The sequence below is a fragment of the Paenibacillus tarimensis genome (genome assembly GCF_021532315.1).
Lineage (GTDB): Bacteria > Bacillota > Bacilli > Paenibacillales > Paenibacillaceae > Paenibacillus_I > Paenibacillus_I tarimensis.
Window position 1 is genome coordinate 131,767 of the sequence record NZ_JAKGAO010000011.1, and the last position, 18,769, is coordinate 150,535.

22 protein-coding genes and 1 riboswitch are annotated in these 18,769 nt (G+C 54.1%); of the genes, 4 read left to right on the top strand and 18 right to left on the bottom strand.

The window, feature by feature from the left end; all coding sequences use genetic code 11:
• Positions 1–13 precede the first annotated feature (13 nt).
• The 9 genes from L1N82_RS11180 to L1N82_RS11220 form a co-directional block, all read right to left on the bottom strand.
• Positions 14–553, bottom strand: coding sequence for a F0F1 ATP synthase subunit delta (locus L1N82_RS11180; RefSeq protein WP_235287473.1), 540 nt, complete (start codon positions 551–553; stop codon positions 14–16).
• Positions 550–1,035 (bottom strand): F0F1 ATP synthase subunit B, encoded by a 486-nt coding sequence (atpF, locus tag L1N82_RS11185; RefSeq protein ID WP_235287474.1) that lies wholly within the window; start codon positions 1,033–1,035, stop codon positions 550–552. Before atpF ends, L1N82_RS11180 begins: the two co-directional genes overlap by 4 nt.
• A gap of 115 nt (positions 1,036–1,150) precedes the next feature.
• Positions 1,151–1,363: a F0F1 ATP synthase subunit C gene (atpE, locus tag L1N82_RS11190; RefSeq protein WP_111144745.1), complete on the bottom strand. Its 213-nt coding sequence runs from the start codon at positions 1,361–1,363 to the stop codon at positions 1,151–1,153.
• A gap of 110 nt (positions 1,364–1,473) precedes the next feature.
• Positions 1,474–2,259 carry a F0F1 ATP synthase subunit A gene (atpB, locus tag L1N82_RS11195; RefSeq protein ID WP_235287475.1) on the bottom strand — a complete coding sequence of 262 codons (786 nt, stop codon included), beginning with the start codon at positions 2,257–2,259 and terminating at the stop codon, positions 1,474–1,476.
• Between the two features lie 9 nt (positions 2,260–2,268).
• Positions 2,269–2,649, bottom strand: coding sequence for an ATP synthase subunit I (locus tag L1N82_RS11200; protein WP_235287476.1), 381 nt, complete (start codon positions 2,647–2,649; stop codon positions 2,269–2,271).
• A complete protein-coding gene (locus tag L1N82_RS11205) occupies positions 2,642–2,863 on the bottom strand; it encodes an AtpZ/AtpI family protein (RefSeq protein ID WP_235287477.1) in 222 nt (73 codons plus the stop codon). Before L1N82_RS11205 ends, L1N82_RS11200 begins: the two co-directional genes overlap by 8 nt.
• A gap of 192 nt (positions 2,864–3,055) precedes the next feature.
• Positions 3,056–4,204, bottom strand: coding sequence for a non-hydrolyzing UDP-N-acetylglucosamine 2-epimerase (gene wecB, locus L1N82_RS11210; protein WP_328284474.1), 1,149 nt, complete (start codon positions 4,202–4,204; stop codon positions 3,056–3,058).
• A gap of 57 nt (positions 4,205–4,261) precedes the next feature.
• On the bottom strand, positions 4,262–4,891 hold the full coding sequence (gene upp / locus L1N82_RS11215; protein ID WP_235287478.1) for a uracil phosphoribosyltransferase: 630 nt from the start codon (positions 4,889–4,891) through the stop codon (positions 4,262–4,264).
• A 133-nt stretch (positions 4,892–5,024) separates the two neighbouring features.
• On the bottom strand, positions 5,025–6,020 hold the full coding sequence (locus L1N82_RS11220) for a glycine-rich domain-containing protein (protein ID WP_235287479.1): 996 nt from the start codon (positions 6,018–6,020) through the stop codon (positions 5,025–5,027).
• Positions 6,021–6,187: 167 nt separating this feature from the next.
• Between L1N82_RS11220 and L1N82_RS11225 the strand changes: the two genes are divergently transcribed.
• Both L1N82_RS11225 and L1N82_RS11230 read left to right on the top strand, forming a co-directional pair.
• Positions 6,188–6,622 carry a MarR family winged helix-turn-helix transcriptional regulator gene (locus L1N82_RS11225; RefSeq protein WP_235287480.1) on the top strand — a complete coding sequence of 145 codons (435 nt, stop codon included), beginning with the start codon at positions 6,188–6,190 and terminating at the stop codon, positions 6,620–6,622.
• A 42-nt stretch (positions 6,623–6,664) separates the two neighbouring features.
• Positions 6,665–7,867 carry an MFS transporter gene (locus tag L1N82_RS11230; protein WP_235287481.1) on the top strand — a complete coding sequence of 401 codons (1,203 nt, stop codon included), beginning with the start codon at positions 6,665–6,667 and terminating at the stop codon, positions 7,865–7,867.
• 77 nt (positions 7,868–7,944) lie between these two features.
• On the opposite strand, the gene L1N82_RS11235 is transcribed toward L1N82_RS11230, so the two are convergent.
• The 7 genes from L1N82_RS11235 to spoIIR all read right to left on the bottom strand — a co-directional run bounded on the left by L1N82_RS11235 (position 7,945) and on the right by spoIIR (position 13,799).
• Positions 7,945–9,192 carry a serine hydroxymethyltransferase gene (locus L1N82_RS11235; RefSeq protein WP_235287482.1) on the bottom strand — a complete coding sequence of 416 codons (1,248 nt, stop codon included), beginning with the start codon at positions 9,190–9,192 and terminating at the stop codon, positions 7,945–7,947.
• A gap of 55 nt (positions 9,193–9,247) precedes the next feature.
• Positions 9,248–9,877 (bottom strand): TIGR01440 family protein, encoded by a 630-nt coding sequence (locus L1N82_RS11240; protein WP_235287483.1) that lies wholly within the window; start codon positions 9,875–9,877, stop codon positions 9,248–9,250.
• A 15-nt stretch (positions 9,878–9,892) separates the two neighbouring features.
• Complete coding sequence (rpiB, locus tag L1N82_RS11245; protein ID WP_235287484.1) at positions 9,893–10,351, bottom strand: ribose 5-phosphate isomerase B; 459 nt, start codon at positions 10,349–10,351, stop codon at positions 9,893–9,895.
• A gap of 126 nt (positions 10,352–10,477) precedes the next feature.
• Positions 10,478–10,558: riboswitch (ZMP/ZTP riboswitch) on the bottom strand.
• Positions 10,559–10,596: 38 nt separating this feature from the next.
• Positions 10,597–11,199: a low molecular weight protein arginine phosphatase gene (locus L1N82_RS11250; protein ID WP_235287485.1), complete on the bottom strand. Its 603-nt coding sequence runs from the start codon at positions 11,197–11,199 to the stop codon at positions 10,597–10,599.
• A gap of 61 nt (positions 11,200–11,260) precedes the next feature.
• A complete protein-coding gene (locus L1N82_RS11255; RefSeq protein ID WP_235287486.1) occupies positions 11,261–11,833 on the bottom strand; it encodes a manganese efflux pump MntP in 573 nt (190 codons plus the stop codon).
• Between the two features lie 86 nt (positions 11,834–11,919).
• Positions 11,920–12,990, bottom strand: coding sequence for an L-threonylcarbamoyladenylate synthase (locus L1N82_RS11260; protein WP_235287830.1), 1,071 nt, complete (start codon positions 12,988–12,990; stop codon positions 11,920–11,922).
• Between the two features lie 107 nt (positions 12,991–13,097).
• Positions 13,098–13,799 (bottom strand): stage II sporulation protein R, encoded by a 702-nt coding sequence (spoIIR, locus tag L1N82_RS11265; RefSeq protein ID WP_235287487.1) that lies wholly within the window; start codon positions 13,797–13,799, stop codon positions 13,098–13,100.
• A gap of 206 nt (positions 13,800–14,005) precedes the next feature.
• Here spoIIR and L1N82_RS11270 point away from each other — a divergent pair, with 206 nt between their 5' ends.
• Positions 14,006–14,719, top strand: coding sequence for a response regulator transcription factor (locus tag L1N82_RS11270; protein ID WP_235287488.1), 714 nt, complete (start codon positions 14,006–14,008; stop codon positions 14,717–14,719).
• A 12-nt stretch (positions 14,720–14,731) separates the two neighbouring features.
• Positions 14,732–16,396 (top strand): ATP-binding protein, encoded by a 1,665-nt coding sequence (locus L1N82_RS11275; protein WP_235287489.1) that lies wholly within the window; start codon positions 14,732–14,734, stop codon positions 16,394–16,396.
• Between the two features lie 124 nt (positions 16,397–16,520).
• Here the strand turns inward: L1N82_RS11275 and prmC are convergent, their stop codons facing one another.
• Together prmC and prfA are read right to left on the bottom strand one after the other, a co-directional pair.
• On the bottom strand, positions 16,521–17,510 hold the full coding sequence (gene prmC, locus L1N82_RS11280; protein ID WP_235287490.1) for a peptide chain release factor N(5)-glutamine methyltransferase: 990 nt from the start codon (positions 17,508–17,510) through the stop codon (positions 16,521–16,523).
• Positions 17,511–17,547: 37 nt separating this feature from the next.
• Positions 17,548–18,627 (bottom strand): peptide chain release factor 1, encoded by a 1,080-nt coding sequence (prfA, locus tag L1N82_RS11285; protein WP_235287491.1) that lies wholly within the window; start codon positions 18,625–18,627, stop codon positions 17,548–17,550.
• Between the last annotated feature and the right edge of the window lie 142 nt (positions 18,628–18,769).

An 18,769-nucleotide genomic window follows, 5' to 3' on the forward strand; every position in this document is an offset into this window, starting at 1 on the left:
CTATCTACAGTGCTTAAGATTTGATCGCCTTTTCGAGACGTTCAAGCTTACCGGACAAGCTGCCGTCATAGAGACGGTCCCCGATCCGGACTTTAATACCGCCGAGCAGTGAAGGATCCACTACCTGCTCCGCAACAATCATCTTGCCGACAATCGCGCTGAAGCGGGAAGCAATCTTGTTCATCTCCTCCGTATCAAGCGGCTTGGCTGTATAAACGGTCGCATGCGCCTGGCCCAGCGCTTCGCCCGCGATTTTCGTATAGGCATCGTACACACTGCCGATCGCATCCTGGCGGCCGCGTTCGATCAGCAGTTCAAGCGTATTCAGAACATCCTGCGAGATTTTTCCCTGCAGAGCCTGCTTGATCAGTGCTACTTTCTTCCCCGATTCAATGTTCGGATAGCTGAGAAAAGCGACGATCTGCGGGTCCTTTGCAATGGAATCCGCAACCAGCTTCAACTCCTGCTCCACGCCCGCAACACCGTTCTGCTGCTTGGCTACTTCAAACAGCGCCTTCGCGTAGCGTTTTGCAATGACGGTTTCCCGGCTCATGATTTGTTCCCTACCTGTTTCAGGTATTGGTCAACCAGCTGCTCCTGGGATTTCTCGTCGATTTGCTTCTCGATAATCTTCGAAGCGATCATGACGGACATGCCGCTAACCTGGCTGCGCAGAGCGGAGATCGCTTTGTTCTTCTCGTTCTCGATATCTTTGACAGCCTCTTCTTTAAGGCGCACCGATTCCTGCTTGGCAGCATCCAGAATATCATCCGCCTGCTTGGCGCTTGATCTCTTGGCCTGCTCAATAATTTCGAAGGCTTCCTTACGTGCCTCTTGAAGGGCTAGCTTCTGCTCGTTAAGCTGCTGTTCAGCCTGCTTGCGGCTTGCTTCCGCGTTTGCAATTTCATCCTTCACGAGCTGTCTGCGCTGCTCCATTACAGCGAAGAGCGGTCCGAATGCGTATTTGCTGAGCAGCATATACAGCAGGATGAACGCAACAATCGCGATTACTGTCGATTCCCAATAAAACTCCACAGTTCGGCACTCCTTTCTGAATCTATTAGTTCCCCTGCCGAGTGGCAGATTCATACAAACAGAAGGCGTGGAGGCTTACGCCTTCCCCGCCCCAGGATTTTGTAGATTACTTATATTACGAGAAGAACATCAGGAAGCCGAGGACGACACCGATCAAAGGAACAACCTCGACGATACCTACACCGATAAACATAGTCGTCTGCAGAGCACCGCGTGCTTCTGGCTGACGAGCGATACCTTCAACTGTCTTGCTCACGATCATACCGTTACCGAAACCTGCGCCGATTGCGCCCAGACCAACTGCAATTGCTGCTGCCAAAAATTCCATTTGTAAAATCCTCCTCGATTATCATTCAAATTTTGGTTTGTTCTATTAGTGATCCCGAGATAACCCGCCGTCAAATACATCAGACGGGATTCGAGTTAACAAGGGGAATGCTAGTGATCATCATGATCATCATCATGATCTTCATGCACAATGGCCTGTGAAATATACACCATTGTCAGAATCGTAAACAGGAACGCCTGAATGGCGCCTACGAATATACTGAAGCCCTGCCATACGGCAAGTAACGGGAAACCAACAAAGCCCAGCATCAAAATGGTTGCAATGAGCAGCTCACCGGCGAAGATGTTGGCGTACAGACGTACAGCCAGCGTAATCGGCCTAGCGACTTGCTCAAGCAGATTAAGCGGGAAGAAGAACCAGAAAGGCTGGAAATAGTGCTTGATGTAGTGCTTCCGGTTCTGGGTGAAGCCCAGATAGTGAATCAGGAAGAAGACAACTACCGCAAGGCCCAGCGTAACCATGATATCGGCTGTCGGCGATTTCCACCATGCCACATGCGCATGACCATCATGCTCAGCGACCATCTCGTCGGTCACATAGGTGTAACCGAAGATCTTCGACTCATGATGATGCTCGGTCACAATACCGAAGGGAAGACCCAGCACGTTGGATACGAAGATGAACATAATCAACGTCATCCCTAATGCGATAAACTTCTTCGCCTTCTCTAGCGGCATCGCACTGGCGACCAGGTTATGTACAAAATCCACGACCCATTCCAGAAAATTCTGCATCCTGGACGGATTATGAACCGACAGATTACTTACAGCTACCCTTGCGAGCACGAACACAACCGTACAGGAAACCAGAAGCGCAAGGATGGTTGACAGGTCCAAGTGAAAACCTCCAACCTCTATAACCGGAAATAAATGCATACTGTGTTTTCACCCCTTTCCGTTGTTACCCTTAATATTCTGTGCAACCGCTGTAAAAAAAACCGCAATCTGGACATAAAAACAACCTGCCAATGTTGCGGGCAATGCGAAATACCCGGGAAAGCGGTAAGACACCATGACAGCAAGCAGAATCGTCGCCAACCTGCTGGCCAGACCAAGCGTTGCTCTTCTCCCGCTGTTATCCAGCGCCAGACGTGCAATCAGCTCAATCCTCCTGCGCAATAAAAACGCATTCACAAGACTTGCTGCGGTGCCAAGGATTAGACCGGCAGCCACTGTTCTGCCATCCGGGGCAAGCGCCCACGCCGCGCACAGCGCAGACATAAAAAAAAGCGCAGACCTAGCGGCTCTCTTCAACAGCTCATCCATCGGAGTCCTCCAGTACATACTTGACCAAAACGATGCAGGAGAAAATACCGACGGCCAGCCCGGCAAGAATTCCGCCGACAACCCACCCACGCGAGCCGCCAAGCCAATTCCCAAGGAAATAGCCGAGCAAGATGCACAATGCGATATCAAGGCCCATGACGCCGACCAGACCGGCCGCCCGCCAGAGATTGTCACCGTTTTCTCTCTTGTTCATCTGCCACTACCCCTGTCAACCCTCATCTATTTTATCCAAGCGCCCTAACGTTTGTCAATGAATATAAATTCAAACATTTAGTGAACGAAGTCCCGAAAACCCTTGATACAACAGGTTTTTTTATACTTCCGAACCATACAGTGAAACTGTACACTGTTAAGTTTTTTAACGGTTTTCTAACAACTGCCCCATTTAAGACTTCACTAAGAACGGCTCCGGGCGTTCCGGGCGGCGTCCAAAATGGTGAAGAATTGCCTGCACGATCCGAGCAGATGCCTGACCATCCCCATAGGGATTCGCCGACTTGCTCATCCGGTCATAGGCTTCCTTGTCCGTCAACAGGCGTCTGGCACGCTCATACACAACTGCCTCTTCCGTTCCCGCCAGCTCTAGAGTGCCGGCCTCGATGCCTTCCGGCCGCTCAGTCGTATCCCTTAGCACAAGGGTAGGCACACCGAAAGAAGGCGCTTCCTCCTGCATGCCGCCAGAATCGGTCATAATCATGTAAGCATGCGGGTAGAAATTGTGAAATTCAAACACATCCGGCGGATCAATCAGACGAATGCGCGGATGCCCGCCCAAAATCTCCTGCGCCGGTTCCCGGACAGCCGGATTCGGGTGTACCGCATAGACAAACACAACATCCTCATATTCATCCGCCAGACGCTTAACAGCCCGGAAGATATTCCGGTGCGGCTCACCAATCGACTCGCGGCGATGCGCGGTCATCAAGATCATCCGTTTACCCTTTGCCCAATCCAATACAGGGTGGCTGAAGGACGGATCAACCGTATATTGAAATACGTCTGTAGCCGTATTGCCTGTCGTATAAATTGCCGTTTCAGGCTTGTTCTCCTTACGCAGGTTGCCGGCCGACCAGTCTGTCGGGGCAAAATGGATATCCGAAAGCACACCGGCCAGCTGCCGGTTCATTTCTTCCGGATAAGGGGACATCTTGTTCCAGGTCCGCAGTCCCGCCTCCACATGGCCGACCTGAATCTGCTTCAGGAACGCCGCGTAACTCGCCAGGAAGGTCGTCTGGGTATCGCCATGAACCAGCACAATATCCGGCTTGGCTTCTTCCAGAACCGGGTCCAAGCCCGACAGGACGCGAACCGTGGTTTCCGTCAGCGTCTGGCGGTCCTTCATGACATTGAGGTCATAATGGGGCTGGATTTCAAAGAAATCCAGCACCTGGTCCAGCATCTGACGGTGCTGAGCGGTTACGCATACTATAGAATCGATCTCTTCCTCAAACTTTTGGAGCTCAAGCACCAGCGGCGCCATCTTGATGGCTTCAGGGCGCGTCCCAAATATCGTCATTACTTTAAGCTTTTTCAATCTGTTCACTCCCATTAACTCAGTTCATCCGTGATGCCGCCTAAAGGCCAAGTCTAATTACTTCGTACCAAACAGCCTGTCGCCGGCATCACCAAGGCCAGGAACGATGTAACCATTCTCATTCAGGCGCTCGTCTACAGAAGCAACATAAATATCGACGTCAGGATGCGCGTCCTGCACCGCCTTCACACCCTCGGGAGCCGCTATAAGACACATCAGCTTCAGATGGGTACAGTCTCTCTTCTTCAAGGCTTCTATTGCCGCATTGGCCGAGCCCCCGGTAGCCAGCATCGGATCAATCACGATAAGCAGACGCTCCTGGGCATCTGTCGGTAAGTTTATGTAATATTCAATCGGCTGCAGCGTCTCCTCGTTGCGGTACAGGCCAATGTGGCCCACCTTTGCAGAAGGAATCAACTGCAGAATACCGTCCACCATGCCAAGACCCGCGCGCAGAATTGGTACAAGACCAATCATCCGGCCTGACAAAATATAACTCTCCATCTCACATACCGGCGTCTCGATCTGAATCGTTTCAAGTGGAACGTCTCTTGTAATTTCGTACGCCATCAGCGTAGCGACCTCACTGACGAGATCACGGAAGTCCTTCGTGTTCGTCGCTTTATCCCGGATAAACGTCAGTTTATGTTGGATTAAAGGATGGTCGCAGATGACCAGTTTACCCATGTGTGCTCCTCCTTGCTTGCAGCAGAAAGTCCTTATGCGGACAGCCTTCAAGCGCATAATCCTGTATATTATACCATTGTTTCAAACAAAAAACTGCGGCAGGCCGCAGTTTGTAAAAATAATTATGATGGTGTTAACTGCTGCATCCGCCACCGCAGCTGGACCCGCAGGATGAACCGCCGCCATCTCCTCCGGAAGGCGTGCAGTCCCCCGTATCCCTGCCGTCTCCGCCGTAGTAGCCTGAACTGCAGCTGAATGCAGAATTTTGGCTTCGCTCTGCCTTCTCCGTCAACTGCTCCATATGCCGGTCATACTGCTGAGGTTGTGACATGGAGGCAAAAATCATGGCAGCTCCCATCATGTCTACGGCTGGCGACCAGCTTCCCTTCTGCATACGGCCTTCTCCCTGCTCAATTCGCAGCTTGGCTTCGTTGATCTGCTCGCGTGCCGATTTAATCAGACGATTGACACTGGCCTCCAGATCGCCGAAACGCTCAGCGGCCCGCATATTGAATCTTCTTTCCTTCAAGGCACACTCCGACTTGTTCACTAGTTCCGCCAGCAGCTCAGGTGACATTGGCACCCGGTAGAACGGCCCCCAGATGTCCGGCCGTTGTGCAGGAGGCCCAAACAGTTCACTGTACACCCATTCGAACAGCGCACGCTCATCCGGTCTCGGCTGACCTGCCTTGCCATGCGGAGCATGATGTATCATTGCGCCGCAGAAGCGTTCGCAGAATAACTGGTATTCGCGTGTAAACATTAGCATCTCATGCCATATATCATCAACTTTGCTGCTGTACATAGGGACAGCTCTCATAATACCGCACATCAGAAAATATCGCTTGAGCTCAAACAAATGCCACTCCCACTGCAGCTCCGTCAAGTTTGGCTCCGCTTTCATGATTCGGTCCTTAACCCTCGCTACAAAGTCATCATCCAGCACCGCTTCAAGACGGAGGGCGGCACTGTAAGCGGGATGACCCTCCCGTACACCAAGCACTGGCGGAGGTTTGGTTCCGCTTTTACGACGTCCTCCCGTGTTCTGAACACGGGTTCGCCGGAAAGCAGCTGCTCCTACAGCAGAGACCACAGCAATGACGCCAATTGCAATCCAGAAAGGTTCCATGCCTTACTCCTCTCAGTCGTCCGCTGAGCGGACAGCTTTCATACTATCAGCATATCACAGCACCCGCCCTGATCTTCCTTAAAATTCGCTTAAGTTTGAGGGTTGACGGCAGTTTAATGCTATACATATAATTGTTATAACAACTAAGTTTTGAGGGGATATTATATATGAGCCTGAACGGATCTCCCGGATATCTGATCAGTAATACCGGACGTAAATTAAGTCACCTGCTTACCCGGCTGTATCAGCCGCATGGCATTACATCCGAGCAGTGGTCCCTTCTCCACCTGCTGTGTCAGGAAGAAGGCTTAACCCAGCGGGAGCTGGGCATGAAAGCGGACAAGGACCCCGCCAATACAACGAGAATTCTAGACCAGCTGGAGCGCAAGGGCTTGGTGGAACGCAGGCACAACCCGCTGGACCGCAGATCCTTTAAGCTTCATCCTACGGAAAGCGGGCGATCACTTAACAGGCAGCTCACTCCTGTTGAGCAGCAGTTTGCCGCCTCACTGACAGAGGGCATCAGCGAAGAAGATCTCACCATTTTCTACGCTGTAATGGCTGCTATTAACGAGAACGCCGATCAACAATCAGGTACCTGAATATTTGCCAAATAAGGTATACAAGCAAGGAGATATTAGGAGATGGACCATTATGCAACCAAGCTCTGGACCAGAAGCTTTACCCTGATCTGCTGGAGCAGCTTTTTTCTGTTTATGACCTTCTACATGCTCGCTACTGCACTCCCGCTGTTCGTGGAGAACAGCCTGCACGGCAGCCGCCAGCAAATCGGACTTGCAATGACCGTATTCGTAGCCGCTACTGTTATTTGCCGGCCCATCGCCGGGCGGCTGGCCAACCGGATTGGCAACCGGCCGATTCTGCTAACGGGCCTTATCCTGTTTGTGGCCACTTCCCTGCTGTATTACGCAATACCATCCCTGCACATGCTGCTTATCCTGCGCTTCGTGCACGGTATCGGATTCGGCCTCGCAGCCACTGCATCAAGCACGGCGGCAGCCCTTCTGGTACCGAACAGCCGCAAAGGCGAAGGAATCGGCTATTTCAGCCTGTTTATGAGTCTTGCCATGGTGCTCGGTCCATTCGTCGGGCTAACAGCATCTGAGCACAGCTTCACCTTATTCTTTGCACTTTGCGGCTTATTCGCCCTCTTGGCACTCCTAAGCGGAATACTGGCGAAGCTGCCGGCTCTGGATCGGGCCAAGCGCAAAGAGGCGGGTTCTGATACCAGCTGGGCTAGAAGTGTTTTTGAGCCCAAGGCTGTTCCAATCGCTTTAACCGCCCTTGTACTGGCTTTCGCCTACAGCGGCATTACCACCTTTCTCTCTGTGTATGCAGACGAACTGGGGCTGCACAAGGCAGCAAGCTGGTTCTTCGTCTGCTTTGCGCTCATGATTGTAATACCCCGTCCATTTACCGGACGCGTGTTCGACCGTTTTGGAGCCAGCGTTCTCATCTACCCGGGTCTCGTCTGCTTCACGACCGGCATGGTGCTTCTGAGCCAGGCTCACAGCTCCTTTACCCTGCTGCTCTCCGGGGGTATTCTCGGATTAGGCTACGGTGTGCTCTTTCCGAGCTATCAGACTCTGGCTATTCAAGCAGCTCCGGCAAGCACAGGCATTGCCATCAGCACCTTCTTTGTCTTGTTTGACTCCGGCTATGGTGCAGGCTCCTATTTCCTGGGCCTCTTAGCCTCATATGTTCACTACAACAATATGTATCTGTGCTCAGCGTTTCTGGTAGGCGTATCGACCATCCTTTATTACCGGGCTTCCAAGATTTCCGTTCCGAAGGATCGGCATCCTGCCCAACCCGCTGAAGCCTAGCATGTTGTTCGTAAGAGCCTGTCCTACAATAAGAAGAAGCTGCCGACATGTTGTCAGCAGCTTCTTCGTTTTGCAGATTAATAGTTAATGGAAGGGTAAAGCGGATATTTAGCCGTCAGCTCACTAACCATGCCGCGCGCCTTCTCGAGGACCGCTTCATCCTTCGGATTCTTGAGTGTCATGGCAATGACCTTAGCAATTGTCTTCATCGCAGATGTATCCATGCCGCGGGAAGTCACCGCCGGCGTGCCGATCCGGATACCGCTGGTAACGAACGGGCTGGTCGGATCGAACGGAATGGCGTTCTTATTTACCGTAATCGCCACGGAATCCAGTACATGCTCAGCTTCCTTACCCGAGATGTTCAGGTTGCGGGTATCAATCAGCATCAGGTGGTTATCCGTACCGCCGGATACCAGGTTCAGACCTTCTTCAGTTAATCCTTTAGCCAGTGCCTGAGCATTATCAATCACGTTCTGCGCATAAGTCTTAAAGGAAGGCTGAAGCGCTTCGCCGAACGCTACCGCCTTAGCTGCGATAATATGCATCAAAGGACCGCCCTGCGAGCCTGGGAATACCGCTTTATCAATCGCTGCTGCCCAAGGCTTACGGCACATAATCATACCGCCGCGCGGTCCGCGCAGGGTCTTATGCGTGGTCGTCGTTACAAAATGCGCATGAGGCACCGGGCTAGGGTGCAAGCCAGCAGCTACCAGACCGGCGATATGCGCCATGTCCACCATAAACAAAGCTCCGACTTCCTGTGCAATCTGACCCAGCTTTTCAAAATCAATGATTCGCGGATAGGCACTGGCGCCCGCCACGATCATACGGGGACGGTGCTTGAATGCCGCCTTGCGAACCTCTTCATAGTCAATCGTGAAGGAATCCTCGCTGACACCATAAGCAACGAAATTATAGAGCAGACCCGATGCATTGACCGGGCTGCCGTGCGTCAAGTGGCCGCCATGCGCCAGGTCCATACCCAGCACCGTATCGCCTGGCTTTAGAGCAGCAAGATATACCGCCATATTCGCCTGTGCGCCGGAATGCGGCTGGACATTCACGTGCTCAGCGCCAAACAGCTCCTTGGCACGGTTGCGCGCAATATCCTCGGCAATATCCACATGCTCACATCCGCCGTAATAGCGCTTGCCCGGATAGCCTTCCGCGTATTTGTTCGTCAATACCGTACCTACTGTTTCCAGCACTGCTTCGCTGACAATGTTCTCGGAAGCGATTAGCTCCAGGTTGTCACGCTGGCGCTGCAGCTCAAGTCCAAGCGCCTTGACGATCTCTGGGTCCTGCTTACGTAAGTTTTCCATAATTCCTCTGAATCCTCCTTCGCAAAGTTAACGATCTATCTATGTGCTAAAGCCGTTAATCACAGGTTGGGATGCGAGTTGCACGAGCTTCCCCGCTACCAGCTGTCACACCATTGCCGGGCGGCTCGAGCTGATAGACGGCGCGTGTGCCGCCGATCAGCTTCGGCCGGGTGAAGGCCATGGTGACATGCGCCTCACCGATCCGCTTCACAGAAGGCCTCACCGGGACGGCAACGGGTCGCAGGTGCATGCCGATCAGCGTATCGCCGATATCAATGCCCGCATGTGCCTGAACCTCTTCAATAAGCACACTGTCCTGCAGATGCCGGTAGGCATAGGCGGCCATAGAGCCGCCCGCCCCTGGAACCGGAACAGCTGCCACCTCAGTCAGGCCATAGCGCTCCTGTGCCTCGCGGGTCGTTACCAACGCGCGGTTCAGATGCTCACAGCACTGGTACAACGGGAGGAAGCCGACATCCTTGCGTACTGCTTCTATTCCCTCATAGATCGCTGCTGCCACATCCATAGTGCCCGCAGTTCCAATATGCGCACCTGAAACCTCGCTCGTGCTGGTTCCGATTACAAGCAGCTGGCCCGCTCTCAGGGAGCCTGCCGCCGCCAGCTCTCTCACCGCCGTCTCCACATCCGCCGCGATCGCTTGCGGCTTGCTAAGCTCTCTATTCATAAGGATCACCTCCGGTTACGGATGGATCGTGTATTTCTCTTCCAGCGCCTTTACCTTGCCAATTCGGCCCGCATGTCGCTCGCCGTTCGAGAATGGCGTCTCGATCCAGATACGGACAATTTCCTGCGCCAGGCCAGGGCCGATTACACGCTCTCCGAGCGCCAGCACATTCGTGTCGTTATGCTCCCTGGTCGCTTTGGCTGAGAACATGTCGTGCACCAAGGCGCAGCGGATGCCAGGCATCTTGTTGGCCGCAATCGACATGCCGATCCCTGTGCCGCAGATCAGAATTCCGCGCTCCGCCCGGCCCTCAACTACCGCTTCGCAAACCGGTATCGCGTAGTCTGGATAATCGACCGATTGACTGCAATCACAGCCGAAATCTTCAATCTCATGTCCCATCTCACGCAGCAGCGGAACAATCTCATCCTTCAAACGGTAGCCTGCGTGGTCTGCGCCAATTGCAATTTTCATCTGATAGTACCTCCTGATTATTGTTATGCTGCCTGCTTGGAGTGCCCTTTAACAATTCAGGCTTATTATACCTTAAACCATGTCCAAAAGAACAAAAAAAGAGCAAGACATGTCAAAAGACATGCTGCTCTTTGCCCAGGCGACCGGCCGTATGTTCCGATGCTCCACCGTGGTTACCCACTTCCGTCGCCAGTCACATCGGATCAAAATTCTTATCTTCATCATAACGGAAACATCAGGCAAAATCAATCATTCTTTGCCCGGTGTCCCATACCCAGCAGCAGCTTGTCCAGCAGCTTGTCTACTGCTCCTGTGATCTCATCGGCCACTTGGCGGTACTGCTCCAGAGAGCCGCCAAACGGATCAGCGATATCAAAGCTTGGAATTTGCTGTTCCAGCTGCAGAAGACGCGCCCGCTCCTCATCCGACAGCTGCTCGCCGAGCACCTGCTTCACCTGATATTCCGAATAAAGCCGCTCAAGCTCTCTGATATCTGACATAACATCCTTGCGGTCTTCCACATACTCCATCAGCGTGTGCGTCTTCTCCACCGCAACCGGAAACCGCTCAATCAGATTACGCTTGTGACTGGTCGTCATGGCCAAAATGAGATCGGCCCAGTCAATCATTTGACCTGTAACCGCATGGGACGATCCGGTGTGGGTGATGTTTCTGGCCCGCAGCGTTTCCGCCGCATGCGGGGAAACCGGTAAGCCGTCGACCGTCGAAACACCTGCCGAACGTACCTCTACCTCTATGCCCCTCGCTTTGGCCCGCTCTTTAAGCAGGGCTTCCGCCATCGGACTGCGGCAGGTGTTGCCTGTGCATACGAACAATATGCGTATCACAGCTGCACATCCCCCTTTCAGTCGCTATGCTTTAGACGTTATTGTACCTTACCACATCATATTATATTAAAAACAGAATGCCAAATGCGAATAAAATAATGCCCCCGCAAGCTTCGCCGTATTCCCCCAGATTACGGCTGACACGCTGCCCGAGAAGCAGCCCCATTATGGACATGATGCCGCCAAACAGTCCAAACATCAGCACCGTCGTAACGACATCGGTCGCGAACATGCCGAGCGAAACGCCAACCGAGAATGAGTCAATACTTACGCTGAGGGAGAAGAGCAGCATGCCCCATGCCGTTCTATGGTCAAATGACTGTACCGCATCCCCACGCAGCGAGCTGTAGATCATATGGCCGCCAAGCAGCAGCAGGAGCGCACCCCCCGCCTTGACAGCGACCCCCCCTAGAAGGCTGCCGACGTACTGGCCCATGAACATGCCCGTCAGCGGCATAACTACATGGAAAAAGGCGATCAGCAGGCTTAGTTTCACTATATCCAGCTTGCGTATTCCTTTCAGTCCGATGCCAATACCGAGCGAGAAAGCGTCCATTCCGAGGGCAACTGCCATCACTACGATGGTCATCAGCTGCCCGGCAGCGACAGATGTTCCAATTACAGCTCCATCCATTCCCGTATCTCTCCTTGTCCGCAGCATTCTCTAACCAATGTATGCGGACAAGACGCCGTTCATGACGGAGCCTGTTGTTCAAGTTTCTACACCTGTACCAGCCTGCCGCCCGCCGCCTTTGTCAAGCGGTTCATAAGGGCAGCGCCGATCCCCTCCAGCGGCCAGGCTTGCGCCCATATTTCTTCAATTCCCAGCTGGTCAAACGTTCTTAACGCATCGTAGAGGGTTCGTGCAGCATCAGCCGGACGGCTCAAACTGCCAAGCACAAGGACAGCATCAGCCTCGTAGGCTGCCGCATGCTCTTCATATACCAATACCCCCGTGCGCCTGCCTTTGGCGGCGGCCTTCACAGCTGCTTCCATAATATAGCCGCTTACCGCTTCCGGCGCGCCGGCTACCAGTGTCATGGCACCCGCCGGCGCATAATGCGTATATTTCATGCCGGGAGACCTCGGGGCTGCCTGCTGGCCGGACTGCTCGTCCGTCGCGCCTTCGGCATGTCCAATTACCTCGCACCCGCCCGCTGCCGCCAGTTCCTCAGCTGTAATGCTGCCCGGCCGAAGAATGCGGATGTATCCCTCTTCCGCTTCCACTACCGTAGATTCCAGACCGACAGCAGCAGGACCGCCGTCTACCAGCCCGTCAATACGGCCTTCCAGATCCTCCTGCACATGTCCGGCGCGGGTGGGGCTCGGCCTTCCTGAACGGTTCGCGCTTGGAGCAGCGATCGGGCATCCCGCGGCAGCAATTAACCTCAGAGCCGTCTCATGCGCCGGCATTCGCACAGCTACCGTATCGAGGCCGGCTGTAACCCTCGGAGAGACTGCACCTTGCCTGGCGGGAAGGACAATAGTCAGGGGGCCCGGCCAGAATGCGGCCATCAGCTTGGCGGCCGTACCGCTGTATGGCTTCACAATTGGTTCCAGCTGCCTCTCGGCTGCAATATGGACGATCAGCGGGTTGTCAGATGGTCTTCCTTTGGCCGCGAAGACCCGCTCCACCGCTTCCGTATTGACAGCGTCGCAGCCAAGTCCATACACCGTTTCAGTCGGAAAGGCTACAACCCCGCCTGCCCGGAGCAGTGCGCTCGCTTCCTCAATGGCTGTCCTGGCCTCAGGGGTATCATTATTATCTTCCGGTATTCTCCATAACTTCATCTTCAGCTCTGTCAAAGCCTGTTTCACTCCGAATCATCAAGTTGAATTGCGACTCCATTATATCACAATCTATTATGAAGCCCTCCTAAGGCTTTGCAAACCTTCTATTAACTGAACAAGTTCCGGAAGAAATCACCGATTGCTTGGAGCAGCTCCCACAGGAAGAACTTCACCTCCGGCTCTTGTCCTGGCACTTTTACCGCAGCAGCCCCTTCTCCGTCCTGCTCTGCCGGTGTCTCCTGAACAGCTGCAGCGGCAGCCGCTGCCGGTCCTTCCGTCGCCTCACCGCTGACTGCATCCACGAAGCAGAGCGGCGGAAACAGCACACACCACCAGTTCTGTCCCTCGCCGGCACCTAGTGTTATGCGCAGCGCTTCATAGTCGCCAGCCGGGTATACGCGGCTGCCGTACATTTTGGTAGGGAACGGAACCTCAGCCAGCTCCGCACGCACAGAATAAGTGAATCCCCTCTCGGCCAGCTCTTGACGAACCAGCGCTTCAATCTCAGGCAGACGGCCCCCGATCACCAGGCGGGCTTGCTCAATGGTAGACATTCCGGCTGTATAACGCTCCATATCGGCGACCACGGCATCACGCACATGGCGTTTGACAGCCTGGTCGGCAGGAGAATCGGAATTGGCAAGTATGCGGAGCCGGATCGATTCCTCAGGTACAGCGCCGCCCGCGAGAGCAGCATCGGACTTCAAGCTTTCCCAAGACATGACAAGCAGCATAAGTGCAAGAATCAGGTAACCATAAGAAGCACGGTAACGAATAGGAAATGAGATAGTATGATTGCGGATGACCATAACACAAGCCCCTCTTTCATGCGCCCGTCGGCGGCATTAGCTTGCGTTCCGGAACGGCTCTATCACCAGTATGCCCGGGTCCCGAATCTTTAAACCTAGCAATTCTCATATAGCAGGTATATTCATTTCTGATTCCTTATAGATTCTAAATATTTGCATGATAGACTCAACATAAAATCCGAAACCTCATAAGGAGTTCAGTGCGCATGAAGAAGATTTTACTTGTAGAAGACGACAGCAGTATTGCGGATATGATCTCGATATACCTGCGGGAAGAGGGCTACTCTGTTATTGGTGCCATGGACGGAGAATCCGCCCGCAAGGCTCTCTCTGGCACCGCGGCCGATCTGATTATTCTAGATATCATGCTGCCGGACACGGACGGCATGACATTATGCGCAGAAATCCGCTCCGTCTCGGACATTCCCATTCTGATGCTGTCAGCCAGGCAGGACGTCAACGACCGTGTCGAGGCCCTCTTAACCGGGGCCGACGACTATCTGTCTAAACCCTTCAGTATGCGTGAGCTGGCGGCACGGGTTGAAGCGCTTCTTCGGCGGGCTAACTACTCAGCCCGGACAGTCGGTCTTAGGAACAGCTCCGCCCTTACGCTTGACACTAATCGGAGGAAGCTGTTTCACAATGGAAAGCCCGTCGAAACGACTTATCATGAGTTTGAGCTAATGCGTGTCTTTCTTCTGTCACCAGGTAAGGTATTTAGCAGAGAAGAACTGCTGCGGAAAATTAAAGGCCCCCAGGTTCCCGTAACGGACCGGGCAATTGACGTGCATATTACAAACCTGCGCAAGAAGCTGGAGGCTAACCCCAGGTATCCGCGCTATATCAAGACCGTATGGGGCATCGGGTACAAGTATAACGCCGAGCATTATGATCATTACGGGCGGGGCTTGTACAGCTAGGAGCACCTTCATATGGTTAACACGGCATACAATCTGTTAGCAAGCAGCGCCCTTCTGATTGCTTATTATTTACTCGCCGACCATGCCCTCAAGCCGCTAATACTTGCTCCGCAGCACCCGTGGGCCCGGGCCGCTTCGGGTTTGATGGCCGGCGGGCTGGGTGCTCTGCTGATGCCTCTTGCAATTGAAATTGAGCCGGGGGCCCTCGTGGATCTCCATATTGTTGTAATTGTCCTGTCTGCGGTCTATGCAGGTTGGCCGGCTGCATTGTCCTGTGCCGTCGCACTGGTTACGGGACGGCTGGTGTTCTTCCCGCATGATGAGGGCTTCTATCTGTTAACCGCCCACCTGTTGAGCGCAGCCGTCTTAAGCAGTATGGCCGCCGACCTCTTCTGCCGCCGCCTTGTTTGGCTGCGCTGGTTTCTTGCGACAACTGCCTCGGTCATAACCGGCAGCCTGGCCCTGTATCTTAAAGTGCCGTCCCTTGAGCAGCCTGCCGGCGTTATTGCAGCGCTCTCGGCGCTTGCTTACCCGGTTGGAGCGCTTCTCATCCTGCTCCTTGAATCCATTCGCAAATCCGAGTCTAAGAGCAGCATGCTCAGAAGAATAGTGGAGACTAGCCGCGAAGGAGCGGTCATTTGTGACGCGGAAGGCCGCATTATGTTCCGGAATGCAAGCGCTAGAGAGTACTTCGGGGAAAAACTCCAGGTCGGCAGCCAAATGGCCGCCTGGGCTGGGATGGAAATTATCGGAGGGCGCGGTCCTGCTATCAGCCAGGCGCTGGCCCGCTTCTTGAGCGGCAGTGAAGCCGTGCTTCGTGAGCAGTTCACTTATCAGGGGCCCGCAGGCCAATCCGCCGGTTCCGCCATCCACCGGCATTATGAATTGTATGCTGCCCGCAAGACCAACGGAATAAGCCCAGCCAGGGAGCACATTTTCTTCTTTCGGGACCGGAGTGAGGAAGAGCACCTGCAGAAGATCAAGGACGATATGATCGGTGTGGTCACTCATGAGCTGAAGACTCCGCTCACGAGTATTATGGGCTTTGCCGAAATGATGTTGGATGAACAGCTTGATCAGCCCAGACAGCGCCATTATCTGGAGACCATCCACGAGGAGGCCGATAAGCTGAACCGGTTGGTCCACGACTATCTCGACCTCCGGCGGATGGAGGAAGGCCAGCTCGTGTTTCGTTCCGAACCAGTGGACGTCGGCTACCTTCTGGAAGATATAATCTGCGGCTGGAACGACCGGACAGGCCGCCGCATCGCCTGGAACCCGCCGCAGATCGACGCGATCGCGTATGCCGATCCGGTGAAGCTTATGCACGCGGTCAACAACCTGATCAGCAATGCAATCAAGTACTCCCCAGACACTGCAGCCATCCGTGTTGCCTGCGAGGTTACCCTTGAAGCGATAGGTATCCATGTTGCGGATGAAGGGCTCGGCATCCCCTCTGACGCCTATGAACGGTTATACGACAAATTCTACCGGATAGATACAGTTGACCGCCGCCACATCAGCGGCACGGGACTCGGGCTGTCCATCGTAAAAGAAATCGCAGATGCGCACGGCGGTTCGATCAGCTTCACCTCAGAGCCAGGCAAAGGCAGTACTTTCGTACTCGCACTCAAGCGGATGAAGGAAGATGAAGACCACACATCCATTACAGCCTAGCTCGCACATTCCCCTAATGATGGGCGTTAGGCTGACATGATGCTAATGCCCGCAGCAAGAAAAACAACCTCCAGCCCGCCGCTCAGCGGGGTGAAGGTTGTTTTTGTAAGTAATGAGGGCAGTTTCAGTTGCAGGATGAGCTGGTTCGCAGCGCAATGACGTGGCGGCCAATTCCCGCATAATCGTCAATGATGCGGATCTCATTCCACCATCGGGTGTCGGCCATCATTCGTGCCACCTCATGTGCCTGGCCCTGTCCCAGCTCAAATGCCGCAATGTGCGGAACCTCCGACATACACTGCATCTGCTTTAGCATTTTCCGGTAAGGATTCAGTCCATCCTCACCTCCATCAAGGGCCAGCCTTGGCTCATAATCACGAACCTCCCGCTGCAGCCCCTCGATGTCTCCTGCAGGGATATAAGGCGGGTTTGAGATAAGAATATCAACTGCCAGCGGCTGCTCCGCCGCTGTTACCGGCTCGAGCAGATCTCCCAGCAGCCACAGCATCCGGTCTTCGGCACCATGGCGCTTCGCATTAGAACGTGCCACCTGCAGCGCTTCGCCGGACAGGTCGGTAGCGCATACCTGCCACTCCGGGCGCTGAACTGCCAGTGTCACTGCGATGGCTCCGCTCCCTGTACCCACATCGACCGCTCTAAGCCTTCTTCGGCTCCGGCCTTCCAGCTCGCTCTGGCGCAAAGCTTCCGGTTCATCACCTGTGGCAGCAGGCCACAGCCGGTCAGCCGCAGCCAGCACCGCTTCGACGAGCAGCTCCGTCTCGGGACGGGGTATCAGGACAGCAGGCGTTACCCGAAAAGGCAGTCCGTAGAACCACTGCTCGCCCATAATATATTGGACCGGTTCGCCCTTCGCCTTACGCTCCACGAGCTCTGCCCACGCAGCTTCACACTTGCCAGGGAAAGGATCGCGCCAATCACGAAGCAGCGCGGATTTCTCAAGCCCCAGCAGGTGCATCAGCAGCAGCTCCGCATTGGCCCGTGCCTCGCCAACGCCTGCCTCCTCCAAAAAACAAGAAGCCTGCACGCAGGCTTCCCCAATCGTCATATTCGGCACCGGCGCGAACCGCCGGTCCGGCATTTCATGCTTCTCCATCCGGACATCCTCCTGAAGACGCTGCAATCACGTGCACTTACACGGTTGCGGAATTTTCTCTCTCTAGCAGCTCGGTCTGCTCAGCCAGCGTCAGGGCATTCACAATCTCGCCCATATCGCCGTTCATAACCGAATCCAGCTTATGAAGCGTCAGTCCGATCCGGTGATCCGTTACGCGGCTCTGCGGAAAATTGTACGTCCGAATCCGTTCACTCCGGTCGCCTGTACCGACCTTGCTCTTCCGCTCGCCGGCATACTTCGCTTCCTCTTCCTGGCGGCGGATATCATAAATCCGCGCACGAAGCACCTGCAGTGCCTTCTGCTTGTTGTCATTCTGCGATTTGCCGTCCTGGCATGTCGCCATAATACCTGTCGGGATATGCGTCACACGCACCGCCGACTTCGTCGTATTAACGGATTGCCCGCCCGCGCCGCTGGAGCAGAACGTATCGACACGGATATCCTTATCCAGTATCTCGATCTCTACATCTTCGACCTCTGGCATAACGGCTACCGTGGAGGTTGACGTATGAATGCGTCCGCCGGATTCCGTCACCGGAATACGCTGTACACGATGTGCGCCGCTCTCATATTTCAGCTTGCTGTATGCACCCTTGCCGGCAACCATAAAGATAATTTCCTTAAAGCCGCCGAGATCATTCTCGTTCGCTTCAAGCACTTCAACACGCCAGCCTTGGGAATCGGCAAACCGGGTATACATCCGGTATAGATCGGAAGCGAACAATGCCGCCTCATCACCGCCGGCCGCCCCGCGCACCTCAACGATAACGTTCTTGTCATCGTTAGGATCCTTCGGCAGCATCAGAACCCGGATACGCTCCTCCAGCTCTGTCTGCCGCTCGGACAGCTCCTCGATTTCCATCTTGACCATCTCGCGCATCTCATCATCCAGCTTCTCTGCCTGCATAGCCTTGGCGTCCTGAAGCTGGGTTGTGACTTCCTTATATTCATTAAAAGCATTGTACGCGTCCTGAAGATCCGACTGCTCCTTCGAGTAGTCACGCAGCTTCTTCGGATCAGCAGCCACATCCGGGTCGCAGAGCAGCTCGCTCAATTTCTCATATCGGTCCGCCAGTGCCTGTAAACGGTCCAGCATCATATATAAACACCCCTACTAAACATATATTCCGTCCCTTTATTATACCATAAATCCATCATCAGCGTCCCTAATTTCCTTACCCTCGGCAGCTGCTGATCTAACCTGCAGAAAGCCCCCTCCCTTAAGGCCGGGAGAGGGC